A 25331-nucleotide genomic window follows, 5' to 3' on the forward strand; every position below is an offset into this window, starting at 1 on the left:
CCTGACCTTCGCTCGCTACGTTTTCACACGGTCTGTACCGTAGGAGCGAATTCATTCGCGAAGGATTACGCGGCCACAAACTGCTCCGCGTAATGACAGGCTACCTGACGGTTATCCACCGCCCGTAACTCGGGTACTTCCTTGGCGCAACGCTCGGTCGCGTAGGGGCAGCGCTTGTGGAAGGCGCAGCCGCTTGGCGGGTCGAGCGGGTTGGGGAGCTCGCCGACGATCTTGATCTTCGGCTTCAGCGGGTCCGGGTGAATGGTCGGGGTCGCCGAGAGCAGCGCCTGGGTGTAAGGGTGCAGAGGGCGATTGTAGATTTCTTCCTTCGGCCCCATTTCCGCAGGCCGTCCCAGATACATCACCAATACCGTGTCGGCCACGTGACGCACCACCGACAGGTTGTGGGAGATGAACACGTAGGCGGTATTGAATTCCTGCTGCAGGTCCATGAACAGGTTCAGCACCTGTGCCTGGATCGACACATCCAGTGCCGAAGTCGGTTCATCGGCCACCAGCACCTTGGGTTGCAGCATCATGGCGCGGGCCAGGGCGATACGCTGACGCTGACCACCGGAGAACATGTGGGGGTAGCGATGGTAATGCTCTGGACGCAGGCCCACCTGACTCATCATCGCCTGAACCTTTTCCCGGCGCTCGGCACGGCTGAGGTCCGTGTTGATCAGCAGCGGCTCGCCCAACTGGTCACCGACTTTCTGCCGGGGGTTGAGGGAGGCATAAGGGCTCTGGAACACCATCTGCACGTCTTTGCGCAATTGCTTGCGCTCGGCCTTGCTGGCCCCCGCGACTTCCTGCCCGGCGATTTTCAGGGAGCCCGACGATGGCTCTTCGATCAGCGTCAGGGCGCGGGCCAGGGTGGATTTGCCGCAGCCGGATTCACCGACCACAGCCAGTGTCTTGCCCGCTTCCAGTTCAAAGGATACGCCGTTGAGGGCACGCACCAGTGCATTGCCCTTGAACAGGCCGCGAGAGACTTCGTAATGACGGGTAAGGTCGCGGGCGGTAAGTACGACGCTCATCACGCCACCTCCTGATTCAACGGATAGAAGCAACGAGCCAGGCTGTGGGCTTTAGGGTCCAGTGCCGGGCGCTGGATGCGGCAGTTTTCCTGGGCATAAGGGCAACGCGGCGACAGCAGGCAGCCAAACGGGCGGTCATAACGGCCTGGCACCATGCCGGGCAATGTCGCCAGACGCGCTGCACCCATGCTGTGTTCCGGGATCGCCGCCAGCAGTGCTTCGCTGTAAGGATGAGCCGGGACATCGAAAAGCCCCGGCACCTGACCGACTTCCACGGCTTGCCCGGCATACATCACGCAGACGCGCTGGGCAGTTTCGGCAACCACGGCCAGGTCGTGAGTGATCAGCACCAGTGCCATGTCCTGATCTTTTTGCAGGCTCAGCAGCAGGTCCATGATCTGTGCCTGGATGGTGACGTCCAGTGCAGTGGTCGGTTCGTCGGCAATCAACAGCTTGGGTTCACCGGCGATGGCCATGGCAATTGCCACACGCTGGCTCATGCCGCCGGACAGTTGATGCGGGTAGGCATCCAGGCGCGAAGCGGCACCGGGGATTTCCACCTTTTCGAGCAGTTCCAGCGCTCGCTGGCGGGCGGCTTTGCCGGACAGCTTCAAGTGCTGACGCAGGACTTCTTCGATCTGAAAGCCCACGGTGTAGCTGGGGTTCAGAGCGGTCATCGGGTCCTGGAATACCATCGCCAGGTCCTTGCCGATGATGCGGCGACGTTGACGGGCATTGAGCTTGAGCAGGTCATTACCGTCGAAATTCAATGCGTCGGCGGTGATGATGCCGGGAGCATCGATCAGCCCCATCAGCGCCATCATGGTCACGGACTTGCCGGACCCGGATTCGCCGACGATGGCCAGGACTTCGCCTTTCTCGACACTCAGGGACAGGCCATCCACAACGGGAACGGCCTTGGCGTCGCCGAAGCGGACGTTGAGATTCTGGATTTGCAGAAGTGACATACGAATCTCCTCAGGCGGCATTCTTGAGTTTCGGGTCCAGCGCATCGCGCAGGCCGTCGCCCATCAGGTTGATTGCCAGCACGCTGAGCAAAATGGTCAGACCGGGCAGGCTCACGACCCACCAGGCGCGTTCGATGTAATCGCGGGCCGAAGCGAGCATGGTGCCCCACTCTGGCGTCGGCGGTTGCACGCCAAGGCCCAGGAAGCCCAGTGCGGCGGCATCGAGGATGGCGGAGGAAAAGCTCAGGGTTGCCTGAACGATCAGTGGCGCCATGCAGTTGGGCAGCACGGTGACGAACATCAAGCGTGGCAGTGTGGCGCCCGCCAGACGGGCAGCGGTCACATAGTCGCGGTTCAGTTCGCCCATGACCGCAGCACGGGTCAGACGCACATAGGAAGGCAGCGACACGATGGCAATGGCGATCACGGTGTTGATCAGGCCAGGGCCGAGGATCGCGACGATGGCAACAGCCAGCAGCAGCGACGGCAGAGCCAGCATGATGTCCATCAGGCGCATGACCGTAGGGCCGAGGAAGCGCGGGAAGAAACCGGCCAGCAGGCCCAGCAGGATACCGGGGATCAGTGACATGACCACGGACGACAGGCCGATCAGAAGCGACAGCTGTGAGCCCTGGATCAGACGCGACAGCAGGTCACGACCCAGTTCGTCGGTGCCGAGAATGAACTGCCATTGACCGCCTTCCAGCCAGACCGGCGGGGTCAGCAGGAAGTCTCGGTATTGCTCGCTCGGATCGTGGGGCGCAACCCAGGGGGCGAACAGTGCGCAGAACACGATCAGGATCATGAACATCAGGCCGGCAACGGCACCTTTGTTCCGGGAAAAGGCGTGCCAGAATTCTTTGTAAGGCGATGGGTAGAGCAGGCTTTGATCGACTGCTACCTCAGGAGTAGGTGTGCTCATTGGTCAGGATCTCAGCGCTGGTGACGGATGCGTGGGTTGGCAAAGCCGTAGAGGATATCCACCACGAAGTTGACCAGGATCACCAGACAGGCGATCAACAGGATGCCGTTCTGCACGACCGGATAATCCCGTGCGCCGATGGCTTCGATCAGCCATTTGCCGATGCCGGGCCAGGAAAAGATGGTTTCAGTCAGTACGGCACCTGCCAGCAGCGCGCCGACTTGCAGGCCGAAAACGGTCAGGACCGGTATCAGCGCATTGCGCAGACCGTGGACGAACACCACGCGGGCGGGCGACAGGCCTTTGGCCCGTGCGGTACGCACGTAATCTTCGCGCAGCACTTCGAGCATCGAGGAACGAGTCATCCGGGCTATGACCGCCAGCGGGATGGTGCCCAGTACGATGGCCGGAAGAATCAGGTGATGCAGGGCATCGAGGAAGGCGCCTTCTTCATCGCTGAGCAGGGTGTCGATCAGCATGAAACCGGTTACCGGCTGAATGTCATACAGCAGGTCGATGCGTCCCGATACCGGGGTCCAGCCCAGGGATACCGAGAAGAACATGATGAGGATCAGGCCCCACCAGAAGATCGGCATCGAGTAGCCCGCCAGGGAAATCCCCATGACCCCGTGGTCGAACAGCGAGCCGCGCTTGAGTGCGGCAATCACCCCGGCCAGAAGGCCGACAATGCCGGCGAAGATCAAGGCTGCGATCGACAGTTCAAGGGTCGCGGGAAACAGCGATGTGAACTCGGTCCAGACGCTTTCGCGGGTACGCAGGGATTCGCCGAGGTCGCCCTGGGCGAGCTTGCCGACATAATCGATGTACTGCGCATAAAGCGGTTTGTTCAGACCAAGGCGTTCCATGGCCTGGGCGTGCATTTCCGGGTCGACCCGGCGCTCGCCCATCATGACTTCGACCGGGTCGCCCGGAATCAGGCGAATCAGAGCGAAGGTCAGCAGGGTGATGCCGAAGAAGGTAGGGATCAGTAACCCCACCCGGCGGGCAATAAAACTAAACATCTTGTGGTGTACCTCATCAGCCTTTCAGGCATGCCGCCCTTGATCTTGTGGACGCGGGCGGCTGTTTTTCTTACTTCACCTGTGCAGTGGTGAAGTTGTTATTGGTCAGCGGGCTGATATGAAAGCCTTCGACATTCTTGCGCATTGCTACGAACAGTTTTGGATAGGCCAGGCTTATCCATGGTTGCTCCTGGTTGAACACTTGCTGGGCCTTTTTGTAGAGCGCGGCACGTTCGGCAGGGGCGGTTTTTTCCCTGGCCTGGGTGATCGCGTCTTCAAACTCCTTGTTGCACCAGCGAGCATAGTTTTCGCCATTTTTTGCGGCTTCGCAGCCGAGGTTCGGCGTCAGAAAGTTATCCGGGTCGCCGTTGTCGCCTGCCCAGCCCGCAAAAACCATGTCATGTTCGCCATTTTTGGCGCGTTTAAGCATTTCACCCCATTCCATGACGCGAATGTCCAGCTTGATGCCTACCTTGGCCAGATCGCCCTGAAGCATCTGCGCCCCCACCAACGGATTGGGGTTGGTCACGGCACCACCATTGCGAGCGAACAGGGTAAACACCTGTCCTTCAGGAACACCGGCCTCTTTGAGCAAGGTACGGGCCCGGGCCGGATCGTACGGCGGGCTTTGGCTATCGTTGTCGTAGCCGATCATGGTCGGTGGGTATGGGCCGACGCCCTCGGTGGCCTTGCCTTCGCCAAACAGAGCCCTGATGTAGGACTTCTTGTCGAAAGCCAGGTTGATCGCTTGCCGCACACGCACATCGCCAAGGTACTTGTGGGATGTGTTGATGGCGACATAGCTGGTCATCATGGCTTCCATCTCGTCGATCTTGAGATTCGGGTCAGCCTTGATGCTCGCAATATCGTCAGGTTTTGGATAAAGCGCAACCTGACATTCGTTTGCCTTGAGTTTTTGCAGGCGAGTGTTGTTGTCCAGAGTGATCGCAAAGATCAGCGCTTCACTGGGGACTTTCAGCTTCCAGTAGTCCGGGTTGGCTTTATAGCGGACCTGGGCATCCTTGGCATAGCGCGTCAGGATGAACGGGCCGGTGCCAACCGGCTTGCTGTTGAGTTCGGCGGTCTTGTCACGCTTGAGCAACTGATCGGCGTATTCGGCCGAGTAGATCGAGGTGAAAGGCATCGCCAGATTGCGCAGGAAAGGCGACTCGGGTTTCGAGAGGGTGAACCTTACGGTGTAGTCGTCGACTTTTTCGACATTCTTGAGCAGGTCCTTGAAGCCCATGCTCTCGAAATAGGGGTAACCCACCAGTGAGCGCGCATGCCAGGGATGGTTGGTGTCCATCTGTCGCTTGAAGCTCCAGAGCACATCGTCGGCGTTCATGTCGCGGGTGGGCTTGAAGTAATCGGTGGTCTGGAACTTGACTCCCTTGCGCAGCTTGAAGGTATAGACCAGACCGTCTGGGCTGATCTCCCAGCTCTCGGCAAGACCTGGAACGGTATCTGTGGTGCCAGGCGTGAACGCGACCAGACGTTCAAGGATGGTTTCTGCCGAGGCGTCTGCCGTCACGGCGGTGGTGTATTGCACGATGTCGAAGCCTTCCGGGCTGGCTTCGGTACAGACCACCAGCGGTTTGGCGCAGACACTGGCGGCGAGGCCGAATGCCGCGACGGCAATCGAGGCGCGTAGTGTGAGCAGTTTCAATGGAAACCTCCTTGAGTAGTGCGAAGGCCGTGGCTGCGGCGTGTGTCATGCCCAGGCACGACGCACGCCGCAGTGGCATGGCTGTTTACAGGATCTTGAATGGGATCGTGGTTACGAGGCGGAATTCATTGATGTCGCCATCAATCTGGGCCCCAGTGGAGCGGTGTGTGGTGTAAGTGGCGCGTATGGTTGTGGCCTTGAGCGGGCCGGACTGCAAGGCGTAGCTGGTGCCGATGCCATATTCGTAATGACTTTCGCCGCGCAGATCGGTGACGTCAGAGTAGCCTGTGCCTCTGTAATGGGTTCCGTCGATGCCCCAGCCACGTGCCTGATAGGCATTGAATTTCAGGCCTGGTACGCCGTAGTCGGTCATGTTGATGACATAGCTGAGTTGCAGGGATTTCTCGTTCGGGCCGTTGAAGTCCGACAGCAGGGAGTTGGCCAGGAAGATGGCGTTGGTTTCCCGGGCATAGTCGAAGTATTCGTTGCCCATGACTTCCTGGTACGCGATGCCGAAGCTGTGGGCCTGGTGAGTCGCGGTGAACGACAGGCTGTAGGTATCGTTATCGATAGCGCCGAGCTTGCTCTGGCCCGAGTCCTTGGTCTTGTAGTAGTTCAGGTTGCTGCTCAGAGCCAGCGCCTTGCTGTCACCGATCTCGTGGGTAAAGCCGAAGTAGTACTGTTTCCAGAAGTCTTCCAGATCCGAGGCGTACAGGCTGGCGGTCACGTTGCTAAAAGGTTTGTAGTCGGCACCCACCATGCTCATGCGGTCTGAGGTGGCATTGATGTTGGTATAGGTGGAGCGGAACTTCGTCAGGCTTTGCTCGCTACGAGGTGAAATCCGGTCAAAGGTGGCAGCCTGAATGGACAGGTTGTTCAACTCGTCGCTCTGCAGGGCAAAACCCTGGAAGCTGGAAGGCAAGGCCCGGTTGCCGAGATAGGCAACGACCGGTGTGTTGATCGACTGGCGACCGGCGGTCAGGGTGGTGTTGGAGATGCGTGCCTTGACGTTGCCCAGGCCCAGTTTGCTCCATTGACCGACTGCGTCGCCGTCGTTTTCGGCCTGTGTGCGGTTGCCACCACCAGCAATGTGCTTGCGATTCCTGTCCAGAGCAATGGCGTTGTACACCGCCACTTCGGTACTGAAGCCGACAGTGCCTTGGGTGAAGCCCGAGCTGTAGTTGACGATGGTGCCTTGCACCCAGTTGATTCGGCGCGGAGTCGGGGTCGTCACACCGTTCTTCCGGTAGCTGAAGCGGTCGTCCCCACGTAGTAGCTCATTGGAGTACCAGTTACGGGTGGTGCCCGTCAGGTGCTGGTCTTCAAAGAAGCCTTTTGCCTCGTCTTGTGCGCTGGAGGTGCTCAGTTGCGTCGGGATGAATGTATGGCTGCTTTCTTCTGCCTGGGCTACCGCGCCGAAGGAGGTCAGAGAGAGGGCAAGCAATGCCGTGCTGGTTGTTTTCAAGGGGTACCGCTCCTTTGTTATCACTTTTTTAAAGCGCCAGTTTTTTCTGTCTGGCTTGGTGGTGCCGGGTTTGGAACCGGCTTTTTTTATGTGTCCGGCCACCCGCTTGCATCACTCGACGTATGAGCGTGAGTGATGCAAGCGGAGGAATTGAGGATCAGTCTTTGACGCTGACGCCCGAGAAACTGTTGCGTCCGAAGGGGCTTACGTAGAAACCTTCGACTTCAGTGCGCAATGGCTGGTTGACCGTGGAGTGGGCAACCGGCGTGATGGGCACCTGCTCTTTGAGATAACGCTGCGCCTGTTTGTACAGGTCCGTGCGTTTTTCCCGGTCGGTGGTGGAGATGGCCGACTTGATCAGGGCGTCGTATTTCTCGTCGCACCACATCGAGTAGTTGTTGCCGCCAATGGCTGCACAGCTGTAGAGGGTACCGAGCCAGTTGTCCGGGTCACCGTTGTCACCGGTCCAGCCGATCAGCGAGATATCGTGCTCGCCGCCCTTGGAGCGTTTGATGTATTCACCCCATTCGTAGCTGACGATTTTTGCGTTGATACCGATCTTCTTCCAGTCGGACTGAAGCATCTCGGCCATCAGCTTGGCGTTGGGGTTGTAAGGACGCTGTACCGGCATCGCCCACAGGGTGATTTCGGTGCCTTCCTTGATGCCGGCTTCCTTGAGCAGGGCCTTGGCTTTCTCGGGGTTGTACGGGGTGTCTTTGATGGTGGTGTCATAGGACCACTGGGTTGGCGGCATGGCGTTGACGGCCAGTTGGCCTGCACCCTGGTAGACCGAGTCGATGATCTGCTGCTTGTTGACCGCCATGTCTAGCGCCTGGCGAACCTTCAGTTGCGCCATCGGGTTCGGTGTGTCGCTGCCTTTGATCTTGTCCATCACGTTGTAGGCGATGTAACCCAGGTTGAAGCCTGCCTGATCGGGCATTTTCAGCTTTTTGTCCGCCTTGAGCGTTTCAAGGTCGGCCGGACGCGGGTAGGCGGTAATCTGGCACTCGTTCTTCTTGAGTTTCTGAATGCGTACCGAGGGATCGGTGGTGATGGCGAAGATCAGGTTGTCGATCTTGACGTCTTCGGGCTTCCAGTAATCCTTGTTACCGGTGAAGCGGATGTTCGAGTCTTTCTGGTAGCTCTTGAAGACGAACGGGCCGGTACCGACAGGTTTGCTGTTGATGTCCGCAGCCTTGCCTTCCTTGAGCAACTGGTCGGCGTATTCGGCAGACTGGATCGAGGCAAAGGACATGGCCAGGTTCTGGATGAACGCGGCATCGACGGTGTTGAGAACGAACTTCACGGTGTAGTCGTCGACTTTCTCGACCTTGGCGATGTTGCTGTCCATGCCCATGTCGGTGAAGTACGGGAATTCGGTCGGGGCCGCTTTGCGGAACGGCTGGTCCTTGTCGATCATGCGGTTGAACGTGAACAGCACGTCATCGGCATTGAAATCGCGACTTGGCTTGAAGTACGGCGTGGTGTGGAACTTGACGCCTTTGCGCAGGTGAAAGGTGTAAGTCAGCACGTCCGGAGACACATCCCAACTGGTCGCCAGACCCGGCTGGACAGCCGTGCCGCCGCGCTCGAACTGGGTCAGCCGGTTGAACATGGTTTCTGCCGAGGCGTCGAAATCGGTACCGGTCGTGTATTGGGCCGGGTCGAAGCCTGCCGGGCTGCCTTCTGAGCAGAACACAAGGTTGGATGCCGCCTGAGCGAAGGGTGCGCTGGCGAGCAGGCTTGCGCCGACGATGAACGGAATGACTGCGTGTTTGAGCATGGAGGCCTCAGTTATTGTCATTTGGAGGGAACGACCTCGTGAGCCGATCCATCCGATACTTACGCAGGGGTCGTACCCGAAGCAAGGTGCTGACGACAAAGGGGCGGTAAAAAGTGGAACGAGCGTACATGAATGTCGCGTAAGTGTAATTTCTGCGCAGTTGATCGTTTGCGCAAAGGATTTTTGCCGTTTATCGCACCATAAACGCGCAACCGGGCGTGTTGAATGCACCCGGTTGGTGTGTGGTTGTTACCTTGTATGAGCTTACTTGCTCAGGCTGACCCCATAGAAAGGCGTCAGGCCGAACGGGCTGATCTTGAAGTCCTGAACTTCCTGACGCATGGGCTGGAAGACCCTGGAGTTGGCAATCGGCGTGATCGGCACCTGTGCCTTGAGCACTTGCTGCGCCTGTTTATACAGCTTGATCCGCTCATCGCGATCGGTGGTCACCTTGGCCTGTTGCACCAGCTTGTCGTAGGCCGGATCGCACCATTTGGCGAAGTTGCTGCCCTTGACCGCCGCACAGCTGTACAGCACGCCCAGCCAGTTGTCGGGGTCACCGTTGTCACCGGTCCAGCCGTAGATCATCACATCGTGTTCGCCTGCACGGGAGCGCTTCATGTACTCGCCCCATTCATAGGTGACGATGTTGGCCTTGATGCCGATCTTGTCCCAGTCGGACTGGATCATCTGCGCTGACATCCGCGCATTGGGGTTGGAGGCGCGCTGCACCGTCATGGCCCACAGGTTGATTTGGGTGCCCGGTGCGATGCCCGCTTCCTTGAGCAACTGCTTTGCCTTGGTCGGGTCGTAAGGTGCGTCCTTGATGGTTGGGTCGAAGCTCCACTGGCCTGGCGGCAGCGCGTTCTCGGCCAGTTGCCCGGCACTCTGGTAGACGGCCTTGATAATGGCTGGCTTGTCGATGGCCATGTCCAGCGCCTGACGAACCTTGAGCTGGTCCAACGGCGGATGAGTGACGTTATAAGCCAGGAAGCCCAGGTTGAAGCCCGGCTGGCTCAGGACCTTGATCTTCGGGTCCTTCTTGAATTCTTCGATGTCTTGCGGGCGAGGGTAGCCGCTGACCTGGCATTCACCCGCCTTGAGTTTTTGCAGACGCACGGCCGCATCGCTGTTGATCGAGAAGATCAGGTTATCGACCTTCACATCTTCAGGCTTCCAGTACTCCTTGTTGCCCACATAACGGATCTGCGAGTCTTTCTGATAGCGCTTGAACACGAAAGGGCCGGTGCCGACGGGTTTCTGGTTCAGGTCGGCGGCCTTGCCTTCCTTGAGCAGTTGCGCGGCATATTCGGCGGACTGGATCGAGGCGAAACTCATGGCCAGGTTCTGCACGAACGCGGCATCGACATTGTTCAGGTTGAACCTGACCGTGTGGGCGTCGACCTTTTCGATGTTCTTGATGGTGGTGTTCAGGCCCATGTCGGTGAAGTAGGGCGATTCGGAAGGGTATGCCTTGCGAAACGGCTGATCAGGGTCAAGCAGCCGGTTGAAGGTAAACAGCACGTCGTCGGCATCGAAAGCCCGGCTTGGCTTGAAGTAGTCGGTGGTGTGGAACTTCACACCTTCACGCAGATGAAAGGTGTAGGTCAGGCCATCGGCAGACACTTCCCAGCGAGTCGCCAGCCCTGGCTCCACTTCTGTTCCACCGCGCTTGAACTGGGTCAGGCGGTTGAAAACCGTTTCGGCCGAAGCATCGAAATCGGTACCGCTGGTGTATTGGCTCGGGTCGAAGCCAGCCGGGCTGGCTTCGGAGCAGTACACCAGAGTGCTGGCGGCTTGAGCCAAAGGGGCGCAGGCCAGCAGTGCGGTGGTCAACAGTAGCGGTTTTAAGATCGTATGTCCCATGAAACCCCTCGCAAAGTGCGGCAATAACCGTTCTGAATATCAACGTGCAGATAGACAGCGGATAGTGCCGCATTTGTCAGGAGTCGGACAACGCTCTTACTTGCCCGTGATTTTATTCCACAGGTCTGACAGCGAATGACTCTCGTAAAAGGTTTGCAGGAAACTGGAGCTTTCCTTGTTGAAGGTCAGCAGGGCTTTTTCTGTGCTGATTCGCAACTGCTCCTGGGTGCGGTCCAGATCGCTTTTGAGCGTTGCATGTTTCACCCGGCCAGGGTTCCTGTTTGCCCAGTCGCGAACCAGTTCGTCCTGCCAGTCGCTGTCCATCGGGTGTACGAAGAATTTCGCAGCCACTTGTGCAGGATGCTCTGCCGCGTCTTTGTTGGACCATTGACCCAATATCGTCTGGCCCACTTGCAGTACCGCTTTTTCCGCCAGGAGAGCAGCCAGAGAATGCAGCGGGTGCTCGGCATGGTCCTTGGCGAGCTGTGAGTGTGACGGGTCCGTAGAGCCGCTGGTGTTCGGGTCGTCACCCAGGATCGTCTGGAAGTCGTCGATGCTGTTGCCAAGCCAGGTAGCCAGGCCTTGCATGGCTGTTCCGATTGCATTGCTGACGATTCTTCCCGGTGCGCCAATAAAGGCATAGAACCGTTCGACCTGTTCCGAGAAAGGCAGGTTGGCCCATTGGTCGCGGGTGGTCAGGAATGTTTCATAACTCTGCAACAGTTGTTCGTTCGGGTGTTCGCTGAGCAGGATCTGAATGATCTGGTCGCGTTCGTAACGTTCTCCGGCCTTGATGGCTTCAAACGGTTTGTTCTCTGTCGAAAACAGTATCTTGCCGAGTGGTGCGGCAAGGCTGGCAATGATATCGCTGCCGCCAAACATGCCGGTCACCAGAGGCAGCCGATGTCGGCAGTCGGCTTCGGAGGTCCATGGCAGCACGTTCGTGTGGCCGAGCTTTATCAGGCTCAGCTCGACGAAGTTGGAGTGGGAGAAAAAGTCTTCGAGGATATGCAGGCCCGAACCGAGCGCCCGCAGACCATCGAAGGATTGCGGGCCGGCCTGCGTTGCCCTATCCAGCTCGCTGCTCATGGTTTCTACAGAACGCTGGATATAGCGTTTCATTGAGGTCTGGAAGTCGACCTGCAAGGCCGGGTCGTCGGGTTTTACCCAGTCCTCGAAGTCAGCGTCACGCTCTTTGGGGTTGGCCGGTTCCGGGTTGATGGCCCTGGGGTTGTCGATGTGTTCGCCGGGGCGGTAAACACCGAGCCTTTGCGGCGTCACGGTGAAGCTCGACCGGTCGAGTTGCATCAGGTCGGTGAACTCCTTTACGGCCAGTACATCCACGATTCTGGTCAGGGCCTCGCGGGACAGCAGGTCCGGGAAACGCTTGGGCATGGTGGTGGCGCGGACGATCTTCGGGTCGAGCAACTGCGAGTAATCGCGCAGCCAGTTGCCGAAGTAAATGGCCCGTATTTCATTTTTCTTGAAGCCAGCCGTTTCAAGGATTTCTTCTATCGAGCCGTGAGTGGCCCTGGTTTTTTCGCCCTGACCCGCTTCAAAACGGGCGGCCACGGGCAGAGGTTCGTAGACCTCACCGGTAGTGTTTTCAGTCTGCTGATAGTTGCCGTACGTGCTGGTGCCAGGATTCATCCTTGATTCCTTTATTGAAAGATTATTGAAGTTACAGGTGAGTTTACGAGTTGTACGGGGAGGGAGAATCAGGCGAGGCGTTGAGTGTTGTAGGGCAAGTAGACAGGGGGTGTCGGGGGGCACGAATGAATTCGCTCCTGCAGTGGGAGCGAATTCATTCGCGAAGACGGGTCAGGGAATCTGCACTTCGATCACACCATCGGCTGCGACACTGACCTGGCTGGTGCCGGCTTCGACATCAGGCGTCGGGGCGGCGTCGGCACGTTCGGCTTTCATCATCATGACCGGCGCGCGCAGGTAGGGCTGTGGGTAACCCGAGGTATTGAGGTTCAGGTTCACCAGCTTGTAGCCCGTGCCACCCAGAGCCTCGGTGACCAGTTGGGCGCGAGCCTTGAACGCGGTCACGGCATCCTTGAGCAGGGCATCTTCGCTGGCCTTGCGGGTTGGCGTGGAAATGGAGAAGTCCATGCCGCCCATTTTCAGGTCGGTCAGCAACTCCCCTGTCAGCTTGGACAGCGCGGCAAAGTCGGCACTTTCCAGGCGCAGTTCGGCGCGCTCACGCCAGCCAGTGATCGACTGACCTTTCTCGTCGTAGATGGGGTAACTGTTGCGGCTGCCCTGGCGGATCGTCACGTCCTTGACCTGACGCGCCTGGCCCAGCGCCTTGTTCAGGGTTTCGGTGATCTGTGCCGCGAGCTTTGCCGGGTCGCTGTTCTGGGCTTCGCTGTAGAGTGTGACAAGCATCAGGTCGCGCTGGACCTCTTGATTGACCTCGGCGCGCAATGAAATCTGGTTGTAACGAGGTTCCTCGGCAATGGCCTGGGCACAGGCCAGGATCGTGATTCCCAGCGTTATGACCAGGGCGACAGGGCGAAGATTGAACATGAGCAACTCCTTGTTATAAAAGCGTCATCCGACGATTGTCGGACTGATGCAACTTCATATGACTGTAGTCAGGAGTTCCGGTTCCGGACAGTTCGGTATGTGGCGCTTTGACGCACTTTTCCAGTTTTGTCTCTCGCTTGGTTATACTCGTTTCGATCCGCCTGGAGCGCTCATCAGGAGAGCTCATGCTCGCCCCCGTTCAAATGCTTTCAGCCTCGCGCCAGAACCTGTGGCGCCTGACGTTCATTCGCACCCTGGTGCTGGCTGCGCAGGCCGGTTCGGTCGGCATTGCCTGGCTGTTCAACGTGCTGCCGCTGCCCTGGCTGCCGTTGTCGATTACCTTGGGCTGTTCGGTCGCGCTCTGTGTGCTGACGGCAGTGCGTTTGCGCACTTCCTGGCCTGTCACGGAACTGGAGTACGCGCTGCAACTGGCGCTGGACCTGATCATCCACAGTGCATTGCTGTATTTCTCCGGCGGTTCGACCAACCCGTTCGTGTCTTATTATCTGGTGCCGCTGACCATCGCTGCCGTCACCTTGCCATGGCGCTATTCCCTGATCTTGTCCGGTATCGCCCTGACGCTCTATACCGCGCTGCTGTACCGGTCCTATCCGCTGGAAACCTACCCGATCTCCAGAGAGAACATGCAGATCTATGGCATGTGGCTCAGCTTTGCCCTGGCGGCGTCGGTCATTACGTTCTTTGCGGCGAAGATGGCCGAAGAACTGCGTCGTCAGGAGCAGTTGCGAGCGGTACGCCGCGAAGAGGGCCTGCGTGACGAGCAATTGCTGGCCGTTGCAACCCAGGCCGCAGGCGCAGCCCATGAGCTGGGCACGCCTCTGGCGACCATGAGCGTGTTGCTCAAGGAAATGCGCCAGGATCATAGCAATCCTGAGTTGCAGGACGATCTTTCGGTCCTGCAGGAACAGGTCAAGCAGTGCAAGCAGACGCTTCAGCAACTGGTGCGTGCCGCTGAGGCCAACCGGCGCATGGCGGTGGAATATCAGACGGTGATTCAGTGGATGGACGAGTCGCTGAACCGCTGGCACCTGATGCGTCCTGAAGTCAGTTATCGTTTTTTCCAGCTGGGCAAGGACAAGGTGCCGATGCTGGCGCCGCCGCCTGACCTGACCCAGTCGCTGCTCAACCTCTTGAACAATGCGGCCGATGCCTGTCCCGACGGGCTGGAGGTCAACCTGGATTGGGACAGCGCGGAAATCTGTATCAATATTCGTGACCACGGGCCTGGTGTGCCGCTGGCCATTGCCGAGCAGATCGGCAAGCCATTCTTTACCACCAAGGGCAAAGGTTTCGGCCTGGGCCTGTTTTTGAGCAAAGCCAGCGTTACCCGCGCCGGGGGTTCTGTAAAACTCTACCGTCATGAAGAGGGCGGCACGCTCACCGAGCTGCGCTTGCCTCGTGACACTCAAGGAGATGAAGCATGAGTGATGATGACATCCAGGTCGAAGGCGAAGAGCTTCCGCATTTGCTGCTGGTCGACGACGACGCAACCTTTACCCGGGTCATGGCGCGGGCCATGAGCCGTCGTGGTTTTCGCGTCAGCACCGCAGGTTCGGCCGAAGAAGGGCTGGTGATTGCCCAGAACGATATCCCCGAATACGCCGCGCTCGACCTGAAGATGGACGGCGACTCCGGCCTGGTGCTGCTGCCCAAGCTGCTGGAACTGGACCCTGAAATGCGCGTGGTGATCCTCACCGGTTATTCGAGCATTGCGACAGCGGTCGAGGCGATCAAGCGCGGCGCCTGCAACTACCTGTGCAAACCGGCGGATGCCGACGACGTGCTGGCGGCCCTGCTGTCCGAGCATGCGAACCTGGACACTCTGGTGCCGGAAAACCCCATGTCGGTGGATCGCCTGCAGTGGGAGCACATCCAGCGGGTACTGACCGAGCATGAAGGCAATATCTCGGCCACGGCCCGTGCGCTGGGCATGCACCGCCGCACCTTGCAGCGCAAATTGCAGAAGCGTCCTGTGCGCCGTTGATGAAGTTTTATTCATGAGGTCAGAGGGCGTTTTTGCTTCATTGTGAACGGGCATTGTTCTTCTTTCTGATAGAGAAGCCGGGCCTGAATCATGAATCGCAACCCTGAAGTCAACGACGCCCCGAGCGGTACGCTCCTCCCCAGAATCTGGAAGCTGATCACGCCTTACTGGCGTAGCGAAGACCGGCGCATGGCCTGGTTGCTGCTGGCGGCGGTGATTGCCCTGTCGCTGCTCAGTGTGGAAATTTCGGTGCAGATCAACAGCTGGTACCGGGATTTCTACAACGCTCTGGAAAAGAAAGACCTGGCGTCTTTCTCTCACCTGATTCTGTATTTTTGCGGCATCGCTGCCGTGGCGATTCTAGTGGCGGTGTATCGTCTTTACCTGACACAGATGCTCACCATTCGCTGGCGCCGCTGGCTGACCGAGCAGCATTTTGCCAAGTGGCTCAGCCACAAGAATTACTACCAGCTGGAACAGGCCGGTTACACCGATAACCCTGACCAGCGCCTGTCCGAAGATCTCGATGAGTTCACGAGCCGAACCCTGTCGCTGGGGATCGGGCTGATGAGTACCGTGGTCAGCCTGGTGTCGTTCTCGGTCATCCTGTGGGGCGTTTCCGGCAGCGTCGAAGTGATGGGTGTCACGATTCACGGCTATATGTTCTGGGCGGCGCTGGTATATGCCGTGGTCGGCAGTTGGTTGACGCACCTGATCGGGCGGCGTCTGATTGTGCTGAACAATCAGCAGGAACGCTTTGAAGCCGACATGCGTTTTGCTTTGGTGCGGGTACGGGAAAACGCCGAGAGCATTGCGCTGTGCGATGGCGAGCCTAGCGAGAAGCAGCGGCTGAGCAATCGTTTCGGCATGATCTGGAGCAACTTTCGCTCGATCATGAAGGTTCAGAAAAGCCTTACGTTCTTTACCGCAGGTTATTCACAGATTGCGCTTATTTTCCCGTTCATCGTCGCGGCGCCCCGGTATTTCGCCGGAAAGATCGAGCTGGGGGATCTGATGCAGATCAACTCGGCCTTTGGCAATGTGCAGGAAAACTTCAGCTGGTTCATCGAAGCCTATGCCTCGCTGGCTTCATGGCGCGCGACCTGTGATCGCCTGCTCAGCTTCCGCCAGGGCATGGATGACAATGAAGCGCATCGTCCGGCCATTACCCTCAGTCGCGGTAGCGAAGCTTTGCAACTGCAGGCGCTTGGGCTGGGCCTCACCGGTGGTCGCGAACTGTTGCGCGATACGAGTCTGTCTATCCAGGCGGGCGAGCGGGTCATGCTCAGTGGCCGTTCGGGAAGTGGCAAAAGCACCTTGCTGCGCGCTCTGGGCGGTTTATGGCATGAAGGGCAGGGGCACATCCGCTTGCCGGACGAGCGTTATATGTTCATGCCACAAAAGCCTTATCTGCCTATCGGTACGTTGCGCGAAGCCTTGAGTTATCCACAGGCCACGGCACAGTATTCGTCCGAGCGATTTGTCGAGGTTTTGCACACCTGCCGTCTGGAGCATCTGGTCGCGAGACTGGATGAAGAAAACCATTGGCAGCGCCTGTTATCACCCGGCGAGCAGCAGCGGGTCGCTTTTGCCAGGGCTCTGTTGTTTGCGCCCAAGTGGTTGTATCTGGACGAGGCCACGTCTGCCATGGATGAAGAAGACGAAGCGGCGCTGTATCAGGCGCTTATCGATGAGCTGCCCGACATGACGATTCTCAGCATCGGGCACCGCAGCAGTCTCAAGCATTTTCATGATCGATATCTGCGGGTGGAAGGGGAAAAACTGCTTGAACAGACGAGGCAGCAATACCTTGTCTGAATTCTGTCTGTCCCCCTTCTCAGGTTTTCAGGGTGTTATCGTATAACCGCTGAGCTATGATTGGTCTTTGTTAACAGTGCCGAGATCGATGTTGGATATGGAAAAGCAAACCGCTGCGCCTCGCGCACGCAGAAAGCACCGCAGCCTTGCGCAGGAACTGGTGACTGAGCTGTCCGAGCGAATCAGCAGCGGGCAGCTCAAGCGCGGCGATAAACTCCCTACCGAATCCGCCATCATGGAAGAGCAGGGCGTGAGTCGGACAGTGGTTCGCGAAGCCATTTCCCGCTTGCAGGCCTCCGGTCTGGTCGAGACGCGGCACGGTATCGGCACTTTCGTGCTGGATATCCCGAGCCCCAGCGGTTTCCGGATCGATCCGGCCACCATCGTCACCTTGCGTGATGTCCTGGCGGTTCTGGAGTTGCGTATCAGCCTGGAAGTCGAATCTGCGGGCCTTGCAGCGCAGCGTCGCAGTGATGAGCAACTGGCCGCCATGCGCGCCGCGCTTGATGCGCTGAACGAAAGCGCAGCCCATGCCAGCGATGCCGTGGCTTCGGACTTCCAGTTCCACCTGCAGATCGCGCTGTCCACCGGCAACCGTTACTTCACCGACATCATGACCCATCTGGGCACCAGCATCATTCCGCGCACACGCCTGAACTCGGCACGCCTGGCTCATGATGATCAGCAGCACTATATGAGCCGCCTGAGCCGCGAGCACGAAGAAATCTACGAGGCCATCGCCCGCCAGGACTCCGAGGCCGCCCGCGCCGCCATGCGCCTGCACCTCACCAACAGCCGCGAACGTCTGCGCCATGCGCATGAAGAGGCAGAGTCGCAGAGGGCCTGATCGTTATCGCTCTCTGTTCGCGAATGAATTCACTCCGCACAGCCTGTGTGGGAGCGAATTCATTCGCGAAAGCCCCAGTGGTCATATAACGCTCCACCTCCCTCCCAAAATCCCCAAGCCCCGTCTTTAAAGGCCTCAAAGCCCTTTCATCGCTTTAGTTCCGAAAAACCTGCAAATCCCTGTTGAGACATTTTATTTTCAGTTGTACGATGACTTACGACATCGGATCTGCCCCCCGGTGATCCTCTAATAATTCTGTCCCACAGGGTGTTCGAATAATGAATCCACAAGAACTGAAGTCCATCCTCTCTTCCGGTCTGCTGTCTTTCCCGGTTACCGATTTCAATGCCCAGGGCGATTTCAACCGCGCTGGCTATATCAAACGCCTTGAGTGGCTGGCTCCGTACGGCGCAAGCGCGCTGTTCGCTGCCGGTGGTACTGGCGAGTTTTTCTCCCTGGCTGCCAGCGAATACTCGGAAATCATCAAGACTGCCGTCGACACGTGCGAAACCAGCGTGCCAATCCTGGCCGGTGTCGGTGGCCCGACTCGTCAAGCCATCGAATACGCTCAAGAAGCCGAGCGTCTGGGTGCCAAAGGCCTGTTGCTGCTGCCGCACTACCTGACTGAAGCCAGCCAGGACGGCGTTGCCGCTCACGTTGAAGCGGTCTGCAAGTCGGTCAAGATCGGCGTTGTCGTCTACAACCGCAACGTTTGCCGCCTGACCGCTCCGTTGCTGGAAAAACTGGCCGAGCGCAACCCGAACCTGATCGGCTACAAGGATGGCCTGGGCGATATCGAACTGATGGTTTCGATCCGTCGTCGCCTCGGTGACCGCTTCTCGTACCTGGGTGGTCTGCCGACCGCTGAAGTCTATGCCGCCGCTTACAAGGCGCTGGGCGTGCCGGTCTATTCCTCGGCGGTATTCAACTTTGTTCCGAAGCTGGCGATGGACTTCTACCACGCTATCGCTCGTGACGATCACGAAGCGGTCGGCAAGTACATCGACGACTTCTTCCTGCCTTATCTGGACATTCGCAACCGTAAAGCCGGCTATGCCGTGAGCATCGTCAAGGCCGGCGCAAAAATCGCTGGTTACGATGCAGGTCCGGTTCGCGCACCGCTGACTGACCTGACTGGCGAAGAAGTCGAAATGCTGGCTGCGCTGATGGATAAACAAGGCAAGCAGTAACACCGCTACAGGCAAAGCCGCTGAGTGATCAGCGGTTTTGTCGTTAGACCGCAAGACCATGCAGGTAAAAGTTGTCGTCGCCGCTGACACTTTTAAGGGGCCTGCAGAGCTGGACCCAAAAAAATGTATTACCCGCGTAAAAAAATAATGAGTGGGAGTTCAAAAACATGCAAAAGTCCAAGCCGACTCACGTCCGCTATTTGATCCTGTTGATGCTGTTCCTGGTCACCACGATCAACTATGCAGACCGAGCCACCATCGCAATTGCCGGTTCAAGCATTCAGAAAGACCTCGGCATCAGTGCCGTAACCCTTGGCTACATCTTCTCTGCATTCGGCTGGGCCTACGTGGCCGGTCAGATTCCCGGTGGCTGGCTGCTTGACCGTTTCGGGTCGAAGAAAGTCTATGCCCTGAGCATTTTCACCTGGTCCCTGTTCACCCTGCTGCAAGGCTATGTGGGTGAGTTTGGCGTCTCCACTGCAATCGTCGCGCTGTTCATGCTGCGCTTCCTGGTAGGCCTGGCCGAAGCACCGTCCTTCCCGGGTAACGCCCGCATCGTGGCTTCCTGGTTTCCGACTGCCGAACGCGGCACTGCTTCGGCGATCTTCAACTCTGCGCAATACTTCGCCACGGTACTGTTCGCTCCGCTGATGGGCTGGATCGTTTACACCTTCGGCTGGGAACATGTCTTCATCGTCATGGGCGCCGGCGGCATCGTGTTCTCGCTGCTGTGGATGAAAGTCATCTATAGCCCGCGTAACCATCCGCTGATCAACGAAGCCGAAATCGAACACATCGCCAGCAACGGCGGCATGGTCGACCTGGATACTCAGGACAAGAGCAAGGACAAGAAAGGCGGCGGCCCGCGCTGGGATTACATTCGCCAGTTGCTGACCAACCGCATGATGCTCGGGATCTACCTGAGCCAGTACTGCATCAACGGTATCACTTACTTCTTCCTGACCTGGTTCCCGGTGTATCTGGTGCAGGAACGCGGCATGACCATCCTCAAGGCAGGTTTCATTGCGTCCTTGCCGGCCATTTGCGGCTTCATCGGCGGCGTGCTTGGTGGTGTCATTTCCGACTACCTGCTGCGTAAAGGCCACTCGCTGACCTTCGCCCGCAAGGCACCGATCATCTGCGGCCTGCTGCTGTCGACCTCCATCGTCACCTGTAACTATGTCGATGTTGAATGGGTCGTCGTAGGTTTCATGGCGCTGGCGTTCTTCGGTAAAGGTGTCGGTGCGCTGGGCTGGGCTGTGATGTCCGACGTCTCGCCAAAACAGATCGCCGGTTTGAGCGGTGGCCTGTTCAACACTTTCGGTAATATTGCCTCGATCACGACTCCGATCGTGATTGGCTACATCATCAGCTCTACTGGTTCCTTCAAGTGGGCACTGGTGTTCGTCGGCGCGAACGCGCTGCTGGCGGTAATCAGCTACATCTTCATAGTGGGTGAAATCAAGCGAGTGGAATTGAAAGAGCCGCCAACCAAGGGGCCTTTGCTGGACGACCAGGCCAGCGACCTTTCACAAGCCAAATCTTGAGGTAACCGTGATGAACCTGATTCAACATGCCGACTCTCCACGGTACATCCAGCTGCATCCGCTGGATAACGTGGTGGTAGTGGTCAATGACCAGGGCGTTCCAGCCGGAACCGAGTTCGACAACGGGCTGGTGACTGTCGATAACGTACCGCAGAGCCACAAGGTCAGTACGGTGGATCTGGCTGAAGGGGAGGCCGTGATTCGTTACGGCCACACCATCGGCTATGCTCTGCAGCCTATTCCACGTGGCAGTTGGGTCAGGGAAGACCTGTTGCGCATGCCTTCTGCGCCGGCGCTGGACAGCCTGCCGATGTCCGATGCGGTACCGGAAAAAGGGGAGCCACTGGAGGGTTACACCTTCGAGGGCTACCGCAACGCCGACGGTACTGTGGGCACTCGTAATATCCTGGGCATCACCACCACTGTTCAGTGCGTGACCGGTGTTCTGGATTTTGCGGTCAAGCGTATCCGTGACGAACTGTTGCCGCGCTATCCCAACGTCGATGACGTGGTGGCCCTGACCCACAGTTACGGCTGTGGCGTGGCGATCTCTGCAACTGACGCCTACATTCCGATCCGTACCGTTCGCAACCTGGCTCGCAACCCGAACCTGGGCGGCGAAGCGCTGGTCATCAGCCTGGGCTGCGAGAAATTGCAGGCCGGGCAGGTCATGCATGAAGACGACAGCTCCGTGGATCTCAGCGAGCCATGGCTGTACCGGCTTCAGGATGCCAGCCATGGCTTCAATGAAATGGTCGAACAGATCATGGAACTGGCTGAAGTGCGTCTGAAAAAGCTGGATCAGCGTCGTCGCGAAACCGTGCCGGCGTCTGAACTGATTCTGGGCATGCAGTGCGGCGGCAGTGATGCGTTTTCCGGCATCACCGCCAACCCGGCACTGGGTTACGCTTCGGACCTGCTGTTGCGTGCTGGCGCGACGGTGATGTTTTCCGAAGTGACCGAGGTGCGCGATGCCATCTACCTGCTGACTTCCCGCGCACAGGATGAAACCGTTGCGCAGGAACTGGTACGCGAGATGGACTGGTACGACCGTTACCTGGCCAAGGGCGAAGCGGATCGCAGCGCCAACACCACGCCGGGCAACAAGAAGGGCGGGTTGTCGAACATTGTCGAGAAGTCCTTGGGATCGATCGTCAAGTCCGGTAACAGCGCCATCAACGGCGTGCTTGGCCCGGGCGAGCGGTTCAAGAGTAAAGGGCTGATTTTCTGTGCGACGCCCGCCAGTGACTTCGTGTGCGGCACCTTGCAGCTCGCTGCCGGGATGAACCTGCATGTGTTCACTACCGGACGTGGTACGCCGTATGGCCTGGCCATGAGCCCGGTGGTCAAGGTTTCGACCCGTACGGAACTGGCCCAGCGCTGGCCCGACCTGATCGATATCGACGCCGGACGCATTGCAACCGGTCGCGCGAGCATCGAAGACCTGGGTTGGGAGCTGTTCCACTTCTATCTGGATGTGGCCAGCGGCAAGAAAAAGACCTGGACCGAGCATTACCGTCTGCACAACGACATCACCCTGTTCAACCCGGCTCCGATTACCTGATAGACGCTTCGCGAATGAATTCGCTCCTGCACGGGCGGATTCATTCGCGACGCCCCTCAACCCTCTACCTCACCCAGCGAATGGCGCACATACTCCGGCGTCAGGCCGTTGTACCAAAGCAGAATCGTCGATACCAGAATCGTGACCAGCACCAGCAGCCCTACCGCCCAGACCGCTGCGGCGTAGAGCGGAGCCTTGCCTTCGGGCAGGCGCATGAAAGGGGCTATGCCCACGAACAGCAGCACCGTCGAATAGATCGAAGCAAGCCCCAGCACCAGAATTGCCAGCCAGCGACTGGGATACAGGCCCGCAATACCCGCCAGGAAAAAGGGTGTCGTGGTGTAGGTGGCAAAGCCGATGCTCTGGTTGAGGGTCGGTCGGGCTTCAAAGGTTCGAGACATCCAGCGAATGAAGCCTCCCATAATCAGCGTCCCGATCAGAAAAGCCACGTACAGCAACGCACAGAGCTGCAGTGCGCTCTTGGTGCTGAGTTTCACGTTTTCACCTTCAGCCAGGCTCCAGCCGACCTGAGTGGTGCCTATATACAGGCAGACGACCGGTATCAGCGCCAGCAGTATCAAGTGGGGCAGGTAATGCCGGGGTTCCTGGTCCTCCTTGTGCCGGATGGTTCGCCAGGCGTCTCTGGGCTGGATGAAAAGTTTGACGATCAATGGCGCGTTCATGGCGAATCCCTCTCAGTGTCTGCCCGCAACTTTCCCTGCTTCCTGCGAGCCCCCATAGACTTTACTGGCTGATGCCTGAATGGTTTCGACCCATGGGACGGTCGGAGCCATGAACGCATTGAGTTTTCCTACTTCTCTGAACTTTCTGGCCTGTCGGGACCTCTTCTATTTCAAGGGCGCCTGTTCGGTGGCCTCTGTTCAAACAGGTGGGAGGTTTCAAATGCCTTGGATATCTGAAAGTGGTTTATGGCTCTTTACGGCATTGGTCGCACTCATTGTGCTGGCCGATATCTGGGCTGTCCTGCGGGTGCGTAAGAGCGATACGTCCTCCAGCAACAAATTGATGTGGTTCATCGTGATCGTTGCCGTGCCAGTGATCGGTGTGCTGTTGTGGGTACTGACCGGGCCACGGCATGTCTCCAAACCCGCGGACCCGGCTCAGGAAGCCAGCAAGTATTGATGTCGGCTTCAGGAATACTTCGCCGAATGGTGAGGGTAATTGAGCTGCCGTGCGCCGATGACCATTTCGCTGATCCAGTTCGTCAGCATGGAGCTGTAAATGCTCTGGCTGATGTCACTGCTCAGCGCATGGTCGGCGCCATCCACCAGCCGATAAGTTCGAGAATGGGCAAGCTCGAAGGCGCTGCGATAGCTCATCAGCGTGGCATGGGGGCACGTAGTCGTCCTGTTCTGACTCGATCAGAAATCCTTGCAGGCAGCCAGGGCGCGATTGTCGGGGGCGCTCATGACCGCGCAGGTCGAAGGTCAGGCACACACAGCCAAGGCCTGTGATGTTCTTGGCGCGAGCCAGGTCGCGCTGTTGACTGCTACCCCAGCCGTGAACGAAGAGTATGCCGGGTATCTTCGCGCCGGGAGTCAGGATGGTTCCGGAGATGGATTGGTTTTCAACGTTTATCTCGATGCTTTCACTGCGCGCAACCTCGGCTTTGTTGGTGCTGTTCTTGACCCGCTCATAAGGCAACTCCTTTCATGAGCGTTTTTTCAGGGCCTGGATCAGCTCCTGTTTGTTCATGGCCGAGCGACCGGCAACTTCAAGCGCTCGTGCGCGCTGCATCAGATCGTTTTTGGTCTGCTCTTCCAGGGGAAGGTCGTTGCGCGGGATGCCTTTTCTGGTTTCGGCGGCACGCTTGGCCGAGTCCTGACGTGCCTCGGTCTTGGCCTCGGCGGATGTGCGGGTTCCCGAGCCTCCCTTACGCTCGCCGCCACCGGATTGTTTGTTCACCGTGGCCCATGCACGTGCTTGTGCTTCGTCTTTGGGCACGCCTTTTTGCTCGTAGCTTTCTTCGATGCTGGCGGCTTTGCGTTTCTGTTTGGCGGTGTACAGGTCTTTGTTCGAGGTAGGCATGGCATTTCTCCTCTCGTAGTGAAACAGCCTGGACAGGTTTTTTCTGGCCTCATGGGTTATGAATCGAGGTCGTCTGCAGGAGTTCCTCCGACGAGATGAGTGACCGGAGTGGATAAAACGCCGTTTTCTGCAATTCTTCTGCAATGCAGGGATGTTTATATCCTCGCCATCACGAATCCGTTATGGAGAAAACACATGTCGATAATTGCAAAGTGGGCGTTGCAGGTTGTTGCCTTGTTTCTGCTCGGCTGGATGGCGACCGTTGTGGGGCAATGGAGCAGCACGATTGTCAGCGGTTCGGGAAGTGATCGTCTGGCACAGTTGAACGAGAGCGTTTTGCTGAATGGTGGCGTGAGTGGCAAATCGGTTGCGGTTCAGGAAAACGCATTTGCCAGTCAGGGTGAATAGAGCGGTTTGCCGAAGGCGGGACTGACCGGTTTCTTACAGGCAAAAAAATGGCCCACAACACGGCGGGCCAAATGGGATTCATCAAAGGAGTGATGTGAATGTACAGAGCCAAACGTGAAGAGGATGTGAAATGAATGTTGGCAAAACGAGAACGGATTTTTAGGTAGGCGATGCACGAAAATAGCGGGCTCGATGCAGCGAAAGCAGGCCCCCCGGAGTTTATCCGTCAAGCACCGGAGGGCTGGTGAGAGGGTGTCAGGTTGCAGCAGTGCGTTCCGGCGTTGCTCGTCTGGCAGAGCGTGGGAGGGGGTGAGGCGCATCAATGCGCGATTTCATTCGCTCGGCGAACTCCCTGGCTTCTTGCCAGCTCCGGCAGGTCACTGGGTAATCGTCCAGTTTCACTACCCAGTTTGCCCCGTGATTACCTTCTTCAATTCGGATAAGCATTGTACGCATCTCCATTTTGTAAGGTGAGCAGATGCCGAGTCACCGGCACGGAAAGTTGACGCACGAAATCCTGCGCCGAAAATGCCGATTGAGCTACAAAAAATTACATATCCCGATGAGCGTGTTTCATCTCCCTTGATCGGGATCAACTTGTTGATAACATCCAGCGGCAAGGGTGCCGGAAACGGT

The 25331-nt window shown here is 58.0% G+C and carries 22 protein-coding genes and 1 pseudogene; 9 read left to right on the plus strand and 14 right to left on the minus strand.

Going from position 1 to position 25331, the window contains the following annotated elements; translation table 11 throughout:
- Window positions 1-65: 65 nt before the first annotated feature.
- The 10 genes from KGD89_RS03405 to KGD89_RS03450 form a co-directional block, all read right to left on the minus strand.
- Window positions 66-1040: a peptide ABC transporter ATP-binding protein gene (locus tag KGD89_RS03405; RefSeq protein WP_025258419.1), complete on the minus strand. Its 975-nt coding sequence runs from the start codon at window positions 1038-1040 to the stop codon at window positions 66-68.
- Window positions 1040-2008, minus strand: a complete 969-nt coding sequence (locus tag KGD89_RS03410; RefSeq protein ID WP_025258420.1) for an ABC transporter ATP-binding protein — start codon at window positions 2006-2008, stop codon at window positions 1040-1042. Before KGD89_RS03410 ends, KGD89_RS03405 begins: the two co-directional genes overlap by 1 nt.
- A 10-nt stretch (window positions 2009-2018) precedes the next feature.
- Window positions 2019-2930: an ABC transporter permease subunit gene (locus tag KGD89_RS03415; protein ID WP_025258421.1), complete on the minus strand. Its 912-nt coding sequence runs from the start codon at window positions 2928-2930 to the stop codon at window positions 2019-2021.
- Between the two features lie 11 nt (window positions 2931-2941).
- Complete coding sequence (locus KGD89_RS03420) at window positions 2942-3952, minus strand: ABC transporter permease subunit (protein WP_025258422.1); 1011 nt, start codon at window positions 3950-3952, stop codon at window positions 2942-2944.
- Window positions 3953-4022: 70 nt separating this feature from the next.
- Window positions 4023-5618 (minus strand): ABC transporter substrate-binding protein, encoded by a 1596-nt coding sequence (locus KGD89_RS03425; RefSeq protein WP_025258423.1) that lies wholly within the window; start codon window positions 5616-5618, stop codon window positions 4023-4025.
- 85 nt (window positions 5619-5703) lie between these two features.
- Window positions 5704-7083, minus strand: a complete 1380-nt coding sequence (locus tag KGD89_RS03430) for an OprD family porin (protein WP_025258424.1) — start codon at window positions 7081-7083, stop codon at window positions 5704-5706.
- A gap of 157 nt (window positions 7084-7240) precedes the next feature.
- A complete protein-coding gene (locus KGD89_RS03435) occupies window positions 7241-8866 on the minus strand; it encodes an ABC transporter substrate-binding protein (RefSeq protein ID WP_404940676.1) in 1626 nt (541 codons plus the stop codon).
- 264 nt (window positions 8867-9130) lie between these two features.
- Window positions 9131-10732 carry an ABC transporter substrate-binding protein gene (locus tag KGD89_RS03440; RefSeq protein ID WP_025258427.1) on the minus strand — a complete coding sequence of 534 codons (1602 nt, stop codon included), beginning with the start codon at window positions 10730-10732 and terminating at the stop codon, window positions 9131-9133.
- Window positions 10733-10828: 96 nt separating this feature from the next.
- The gene (locus KGD89_RS03445; RefSeq protein ID WP_025258428.1) at window positions 10829-12382 is read right to left on the minus strand and encodes an HET-C-related protein; all 1554 of its coding nucleotides are present in this window, start codon (window positions 12380-12382) and stop codon (window positions 10829-10831) included.
- Between the two features lie 171 nt (window positions 12383-12553).
- The gene (locus KGD89_RS03450; RefSeq protein WP_025258429.1) at window positions 12554-13267 is read right to left on the minus strand and encodes an SIMPL domain-containing protein; all 714 of its coding nucleotides are present in this window, start codon (window positions 13265-13267) and stop codon (window positions 12554-12556) included.
- A 185-nt stretch (window positions 13268-13452) separates the two neighbouring features.
- Between KGD89_RS03450 and KGD89_RS03455 the strand changes: the two genes are divergently transcribed.
- The 7 genes from KGD89_RS03455 (at window position 13453) to garD (ending at window position 22238) form a co-directional block, all read left to right on the plus strand.
- A complete protein-coding gene (locus tag KGD89_RS03455; RefSeq protein ID WP_025258430.1) occupies window positions 13453-14712 on the plus strand; it encodes an ATP-binding protein in 1260 nt (419 codons plus the stop codon).
- Window positions 14709-15272, plus strand: a complete 564-nt coding sequence (locus KGD89_RS03460; protein WP_025258431.1) for a response regulator transcription factor — start codon at window positions 14709-14711, stop codon at window positions 15270-15272. Before KGD89_RS03455 ends, KGD89_RS03460 begins: the two co-directional genes overlap by 4 nt.
- A gap of 90 nt (window positions 15273-15362) precedes the next feature.
- Window positions 15363-17090 (plus strand): ABC transporter ATP-binding protein/permease, encoded by a 1728-nt coding sequence (locus KGD89_RS03465; RefSeq protein WP_025258432.1) that lies wholly within the window; start codon window positions 15363-15365, stop codon window positions 17088-17090.
- A 97-nt stretch (window positions 17091-17187) separates the two neighbouring features.
- Window positions 17188-17937 (plus strand): FadR/GntR family transcriptional regulator, encoded by a 750-nt coding sequence (locus KGD89_RS03470; RefSeq protein ID WP_025258433.1) that lies wholly within the window; start codon window positions 17188-17190, stop codon window positions 17935-17937.
- A 278-nt stretch (window positions 17938-18215) separates the two neighbouring features.
- Window positions 18216-19127, plus strand: a complete 912-nt coding sequence (gene kdgD / locus KGD89_RS03475) for a 5-dehydro-4-deoxyglucarate dehydratase (protein WP_025258434.1) — start codon at window positions 18216-18218, stop codon at window positions 19125-19127.
- A 167-nt stretch (window positions 19128-19294) separates the two neighbouring features.
- On the plus strand, window positions 19295-20674 hold the full coding sequence (locus KGD89_RS03480) for an MFS transporter (RefSeq protein WP_025258435.1): 1380 nt from the start codon (window positions 19295-19297) through the stop codon (window positions 20672-20674).
- A gap of 10 nt (window positions 20675-20684) precedes the next feature.
- Window positions 20685-22238, plus strand: coding sequence for a galactarate dehydratase (gene garD, locus KGD89_RS03485; RefSeq protein WP_025258436.1), 1554 nt, complete (start codon window positions 20685-20687; stop codon window positions 22236-22238).
- A 56-nt stretch (window positions 22239-22294) separates the two neighbouring features.
- On the opposite strand, the gene KGD89_RS03490 is transcribed toward garD, so the two are convergent.
- Complete coding sequence (locus KGD89_RS03490) at window positions 22295-22921, minus strand: Yip1 family protein (protein WP_025258437.1); 627 nt, start codon at window positions 22919-22921, stop codon at window positions 22295-22297.
- Between the two features lie 220 nt (window positions 22922-23141).
- Here KGD89_RS03490 and KGD89_RS03495 point away from each other — a divergent pair, with 220 nt between their 5' ends.
- Complete coding sequence (locus KGD89_RS03495; protein WP_025258438.1) at window positions 23142-23381, plus strand: PLD nuclease N-terminal domain-containing protein; 240 nt, start codon at window positions 23142-23144, stop codon at window positions 23379-23381.
- Window positions 23382-23389: 8 nt separating this feature from the next.
- Here KGD89_RS03495 and KGD89_RS03500 read toward each other — a convergent pair.
- Window positions 23390-23903 (minus strand): annotated as a pseudogene (locus KGD89_RS03500) (hypothetical protein).
- A 6-nt stretch (window positions 23904-23909) separates the two neighbouring features.
- Window positions 23910-24287: a Rho termination factor N-terminal domain-containing protein gene (locus KGD89_RS03505; protein ID WP_025258441.1), complete on the minus strand. Its 378-nt coding sequence runs from the start codon at window positions 24285-24287 to the stop codon at window positions 23910-23912.
- Between the two features lie 195 nt (window positions 24288-24482).
- Between KGD89_RS03505 and KGD89_RS03510 the strand changes: the two genes are divergently transcribed.
- Window positions 24483-24695 (plus strand): hypothetical protein, encoded by a 213-nt coding sequence (locus KGD89_RS03510; RefSeq protein WP_025258442.1) that lies wholly within the window; start codon window positions 24483-24485, stop codon window positions 24693-24695.
- Between the two features lie 255 nt (window positions 24696-24950).
- Here KGD89_RS03510 and KGD89_RS25920 read toward each other — a convergent pair whose 3' ends face one another.
- Complete coding sequence (locus tag KGD89_RS25920) at window positions 24951-25142, minus strand: hypothetical protein (protein WP_074569191.1); 192 nt, start codon at window positions 25140-25142, stop codon at window positions 24951-24953.
- Between the last annotated feature and the right edge of the window lie 189 nt (window positions 25143-25331).

Source organism: Pseudomonas cichorii (assembly GCF_018343775.1).
GTDB lineage: Bacteria > Pseudomonadota > Gammaproteobacteria > Pseudomonadales > Pseudomonadaceae > Aquipseudomonas > Aquipseudomonas cichorii.

Excerpts from the sequence above, each read along its gene's own strand:
- KGD89_RS03405 (WP_025258419.1), bottom strand. The coding sequence starts at position 1,040 with ATGAGCGTCGTACTTACCGCCCGCGACCTTACCCGTCATTACGAAGTC.
- KGD89_RS03410 (WP_025258420.1), bottom strand. The coding sequence starts at position 2,008 with ATGTCACTTCTGCAAATCCAGAATCTCAACGTCCGCTTCGGCGACGCC.
- KGD89_RS03415 (WP_025258421.1), bottom strand. The coding sequence starts at position 2,930 with ATGAGCACACCTACTCCTGAGGTAGCAGTCGATCAAAGCCTGCTCTAC.
- KGD89_RS03420 (WP_025258422.1), bottom strand. The coding sequence starts at position 3,952 with ATGTTTAGTTTTATTGCCCGCCGGGTGGGGTTACTGATCCCTACCTTC.
- KGD89_RS03435 (WP_404940676.1), bottom strand. The coding sequence starts at position 8,866 with ATGCTCAAACACGCAGTCATTCCGTTCATCGTCGGCGCAAGCCTGCTC.
- KGD89_RS03440 (WP_025258427.1), bottom strand. The coding sequence starts at position 10,732 with ATGGGACATACGATCTTAAAACCGCTACTGTTGACCACCGCACTGCTG.
- KGD89_RS03445 (WP_025258428.1), bottom strand. The coding sequence starts at position 12,382 with ATGAATCCTGGCACCAGCACGTACGGCAACTATCAGCAGACTGAAAAC.
- KGD89_RS03450 (WP_025258429.1), bottom strand. The coding sequence starts at position 13,267 with ATGTTCAATCTTCGCCCTGTCGCCCTGGTCATAACGCTGGGAATCACG.
- KGD89_RS03455 (WP_025258430.1), top strand. The coding sequence starts at position 13,453 with ATGCTCGCCCCCGTTCAAATGCTTTCAGCCTCGCGCCAGAACCTGTGG.
- KGD89_RS03460 (WP_025258431.1), top strand. The coding sequence starts at position 14,709 with ATGAGTGATGATGACATCCAGGTCGAAGGCGAAGAGCTTCCGCATTTG.
- KGD89_RS03465 (WP_025258432.1), top strand. The coding sequence starts at position 15,363 with ATGAATCGCAACCCTGAAGTCAACGACGCCCCGAGCGGTACGCTCCTC.
- KGD89_RS03470 (WP_025258433.1), top strand. The coding sequence starts at position 17,188 with ATGGAAAAGCAAACCGCTGCGCCTCGCGCACGCAGAAAGCACCGCAGC.
- kdgD (WP_025258434.1), top strand. The coding sequence starts at position 18,216 with ATGAATCCACAAGAACTGAAGTCCATCCTCTCTTCCGGTCTGCTGTCT.
- KGD89_RS03480 (WP_025258435.1), top strand. The coding sequence starts at position 19,295 with ATGCAAAAGTCCAAGCCGACTCACGTCCGCTATTTGATCCTGTTGATG.
- garD (WP_025258436.1), top strand. The coding sequence starts at position 20,685 with ATGAACCTGATTCAACATGCCGACTCTCCACGGTACATCCAGCTGCAT.
- KGD89_RS03490 (WP_025258437.1), bottom strand. The coding sequence starts at position 22,921 with ATGAACGCGCCATTGATCGTCAAACTTTTCATCCAGCCCAGAGACGCC.
- KGD89_RS03495 (WP_025258438.1), top strand. The coding sequence starts at position 23,142 with ATGCCTTGGATATCTGAAAGTGGTTTATGGCTCTTTACGGCATTGGTC.
- KGD89_RS03505 (WP_025258441.1), bottom strand. The coding sequence starts at position 24,287 with ATGCCTACCTCGAACAAAGACCTGTACACCGCCAAACAGAAACGCAAA.
- KGD89_RS03510 (WP_025258442.1), top strand. The coding sequence starts at position 24,483 with ATGTCGATAATTGCAAAGTGGGCGTTGCAGGTTGTTGCCTTGTTTCTG.
- KGD89_RS25920 (WP_074569191.1), bottom strand. The coding sequence starts at position 25,142 with ATGCTTATCCGAATTGAAGAAGGTAATCACGGGGCAAACTGGGTAGTG.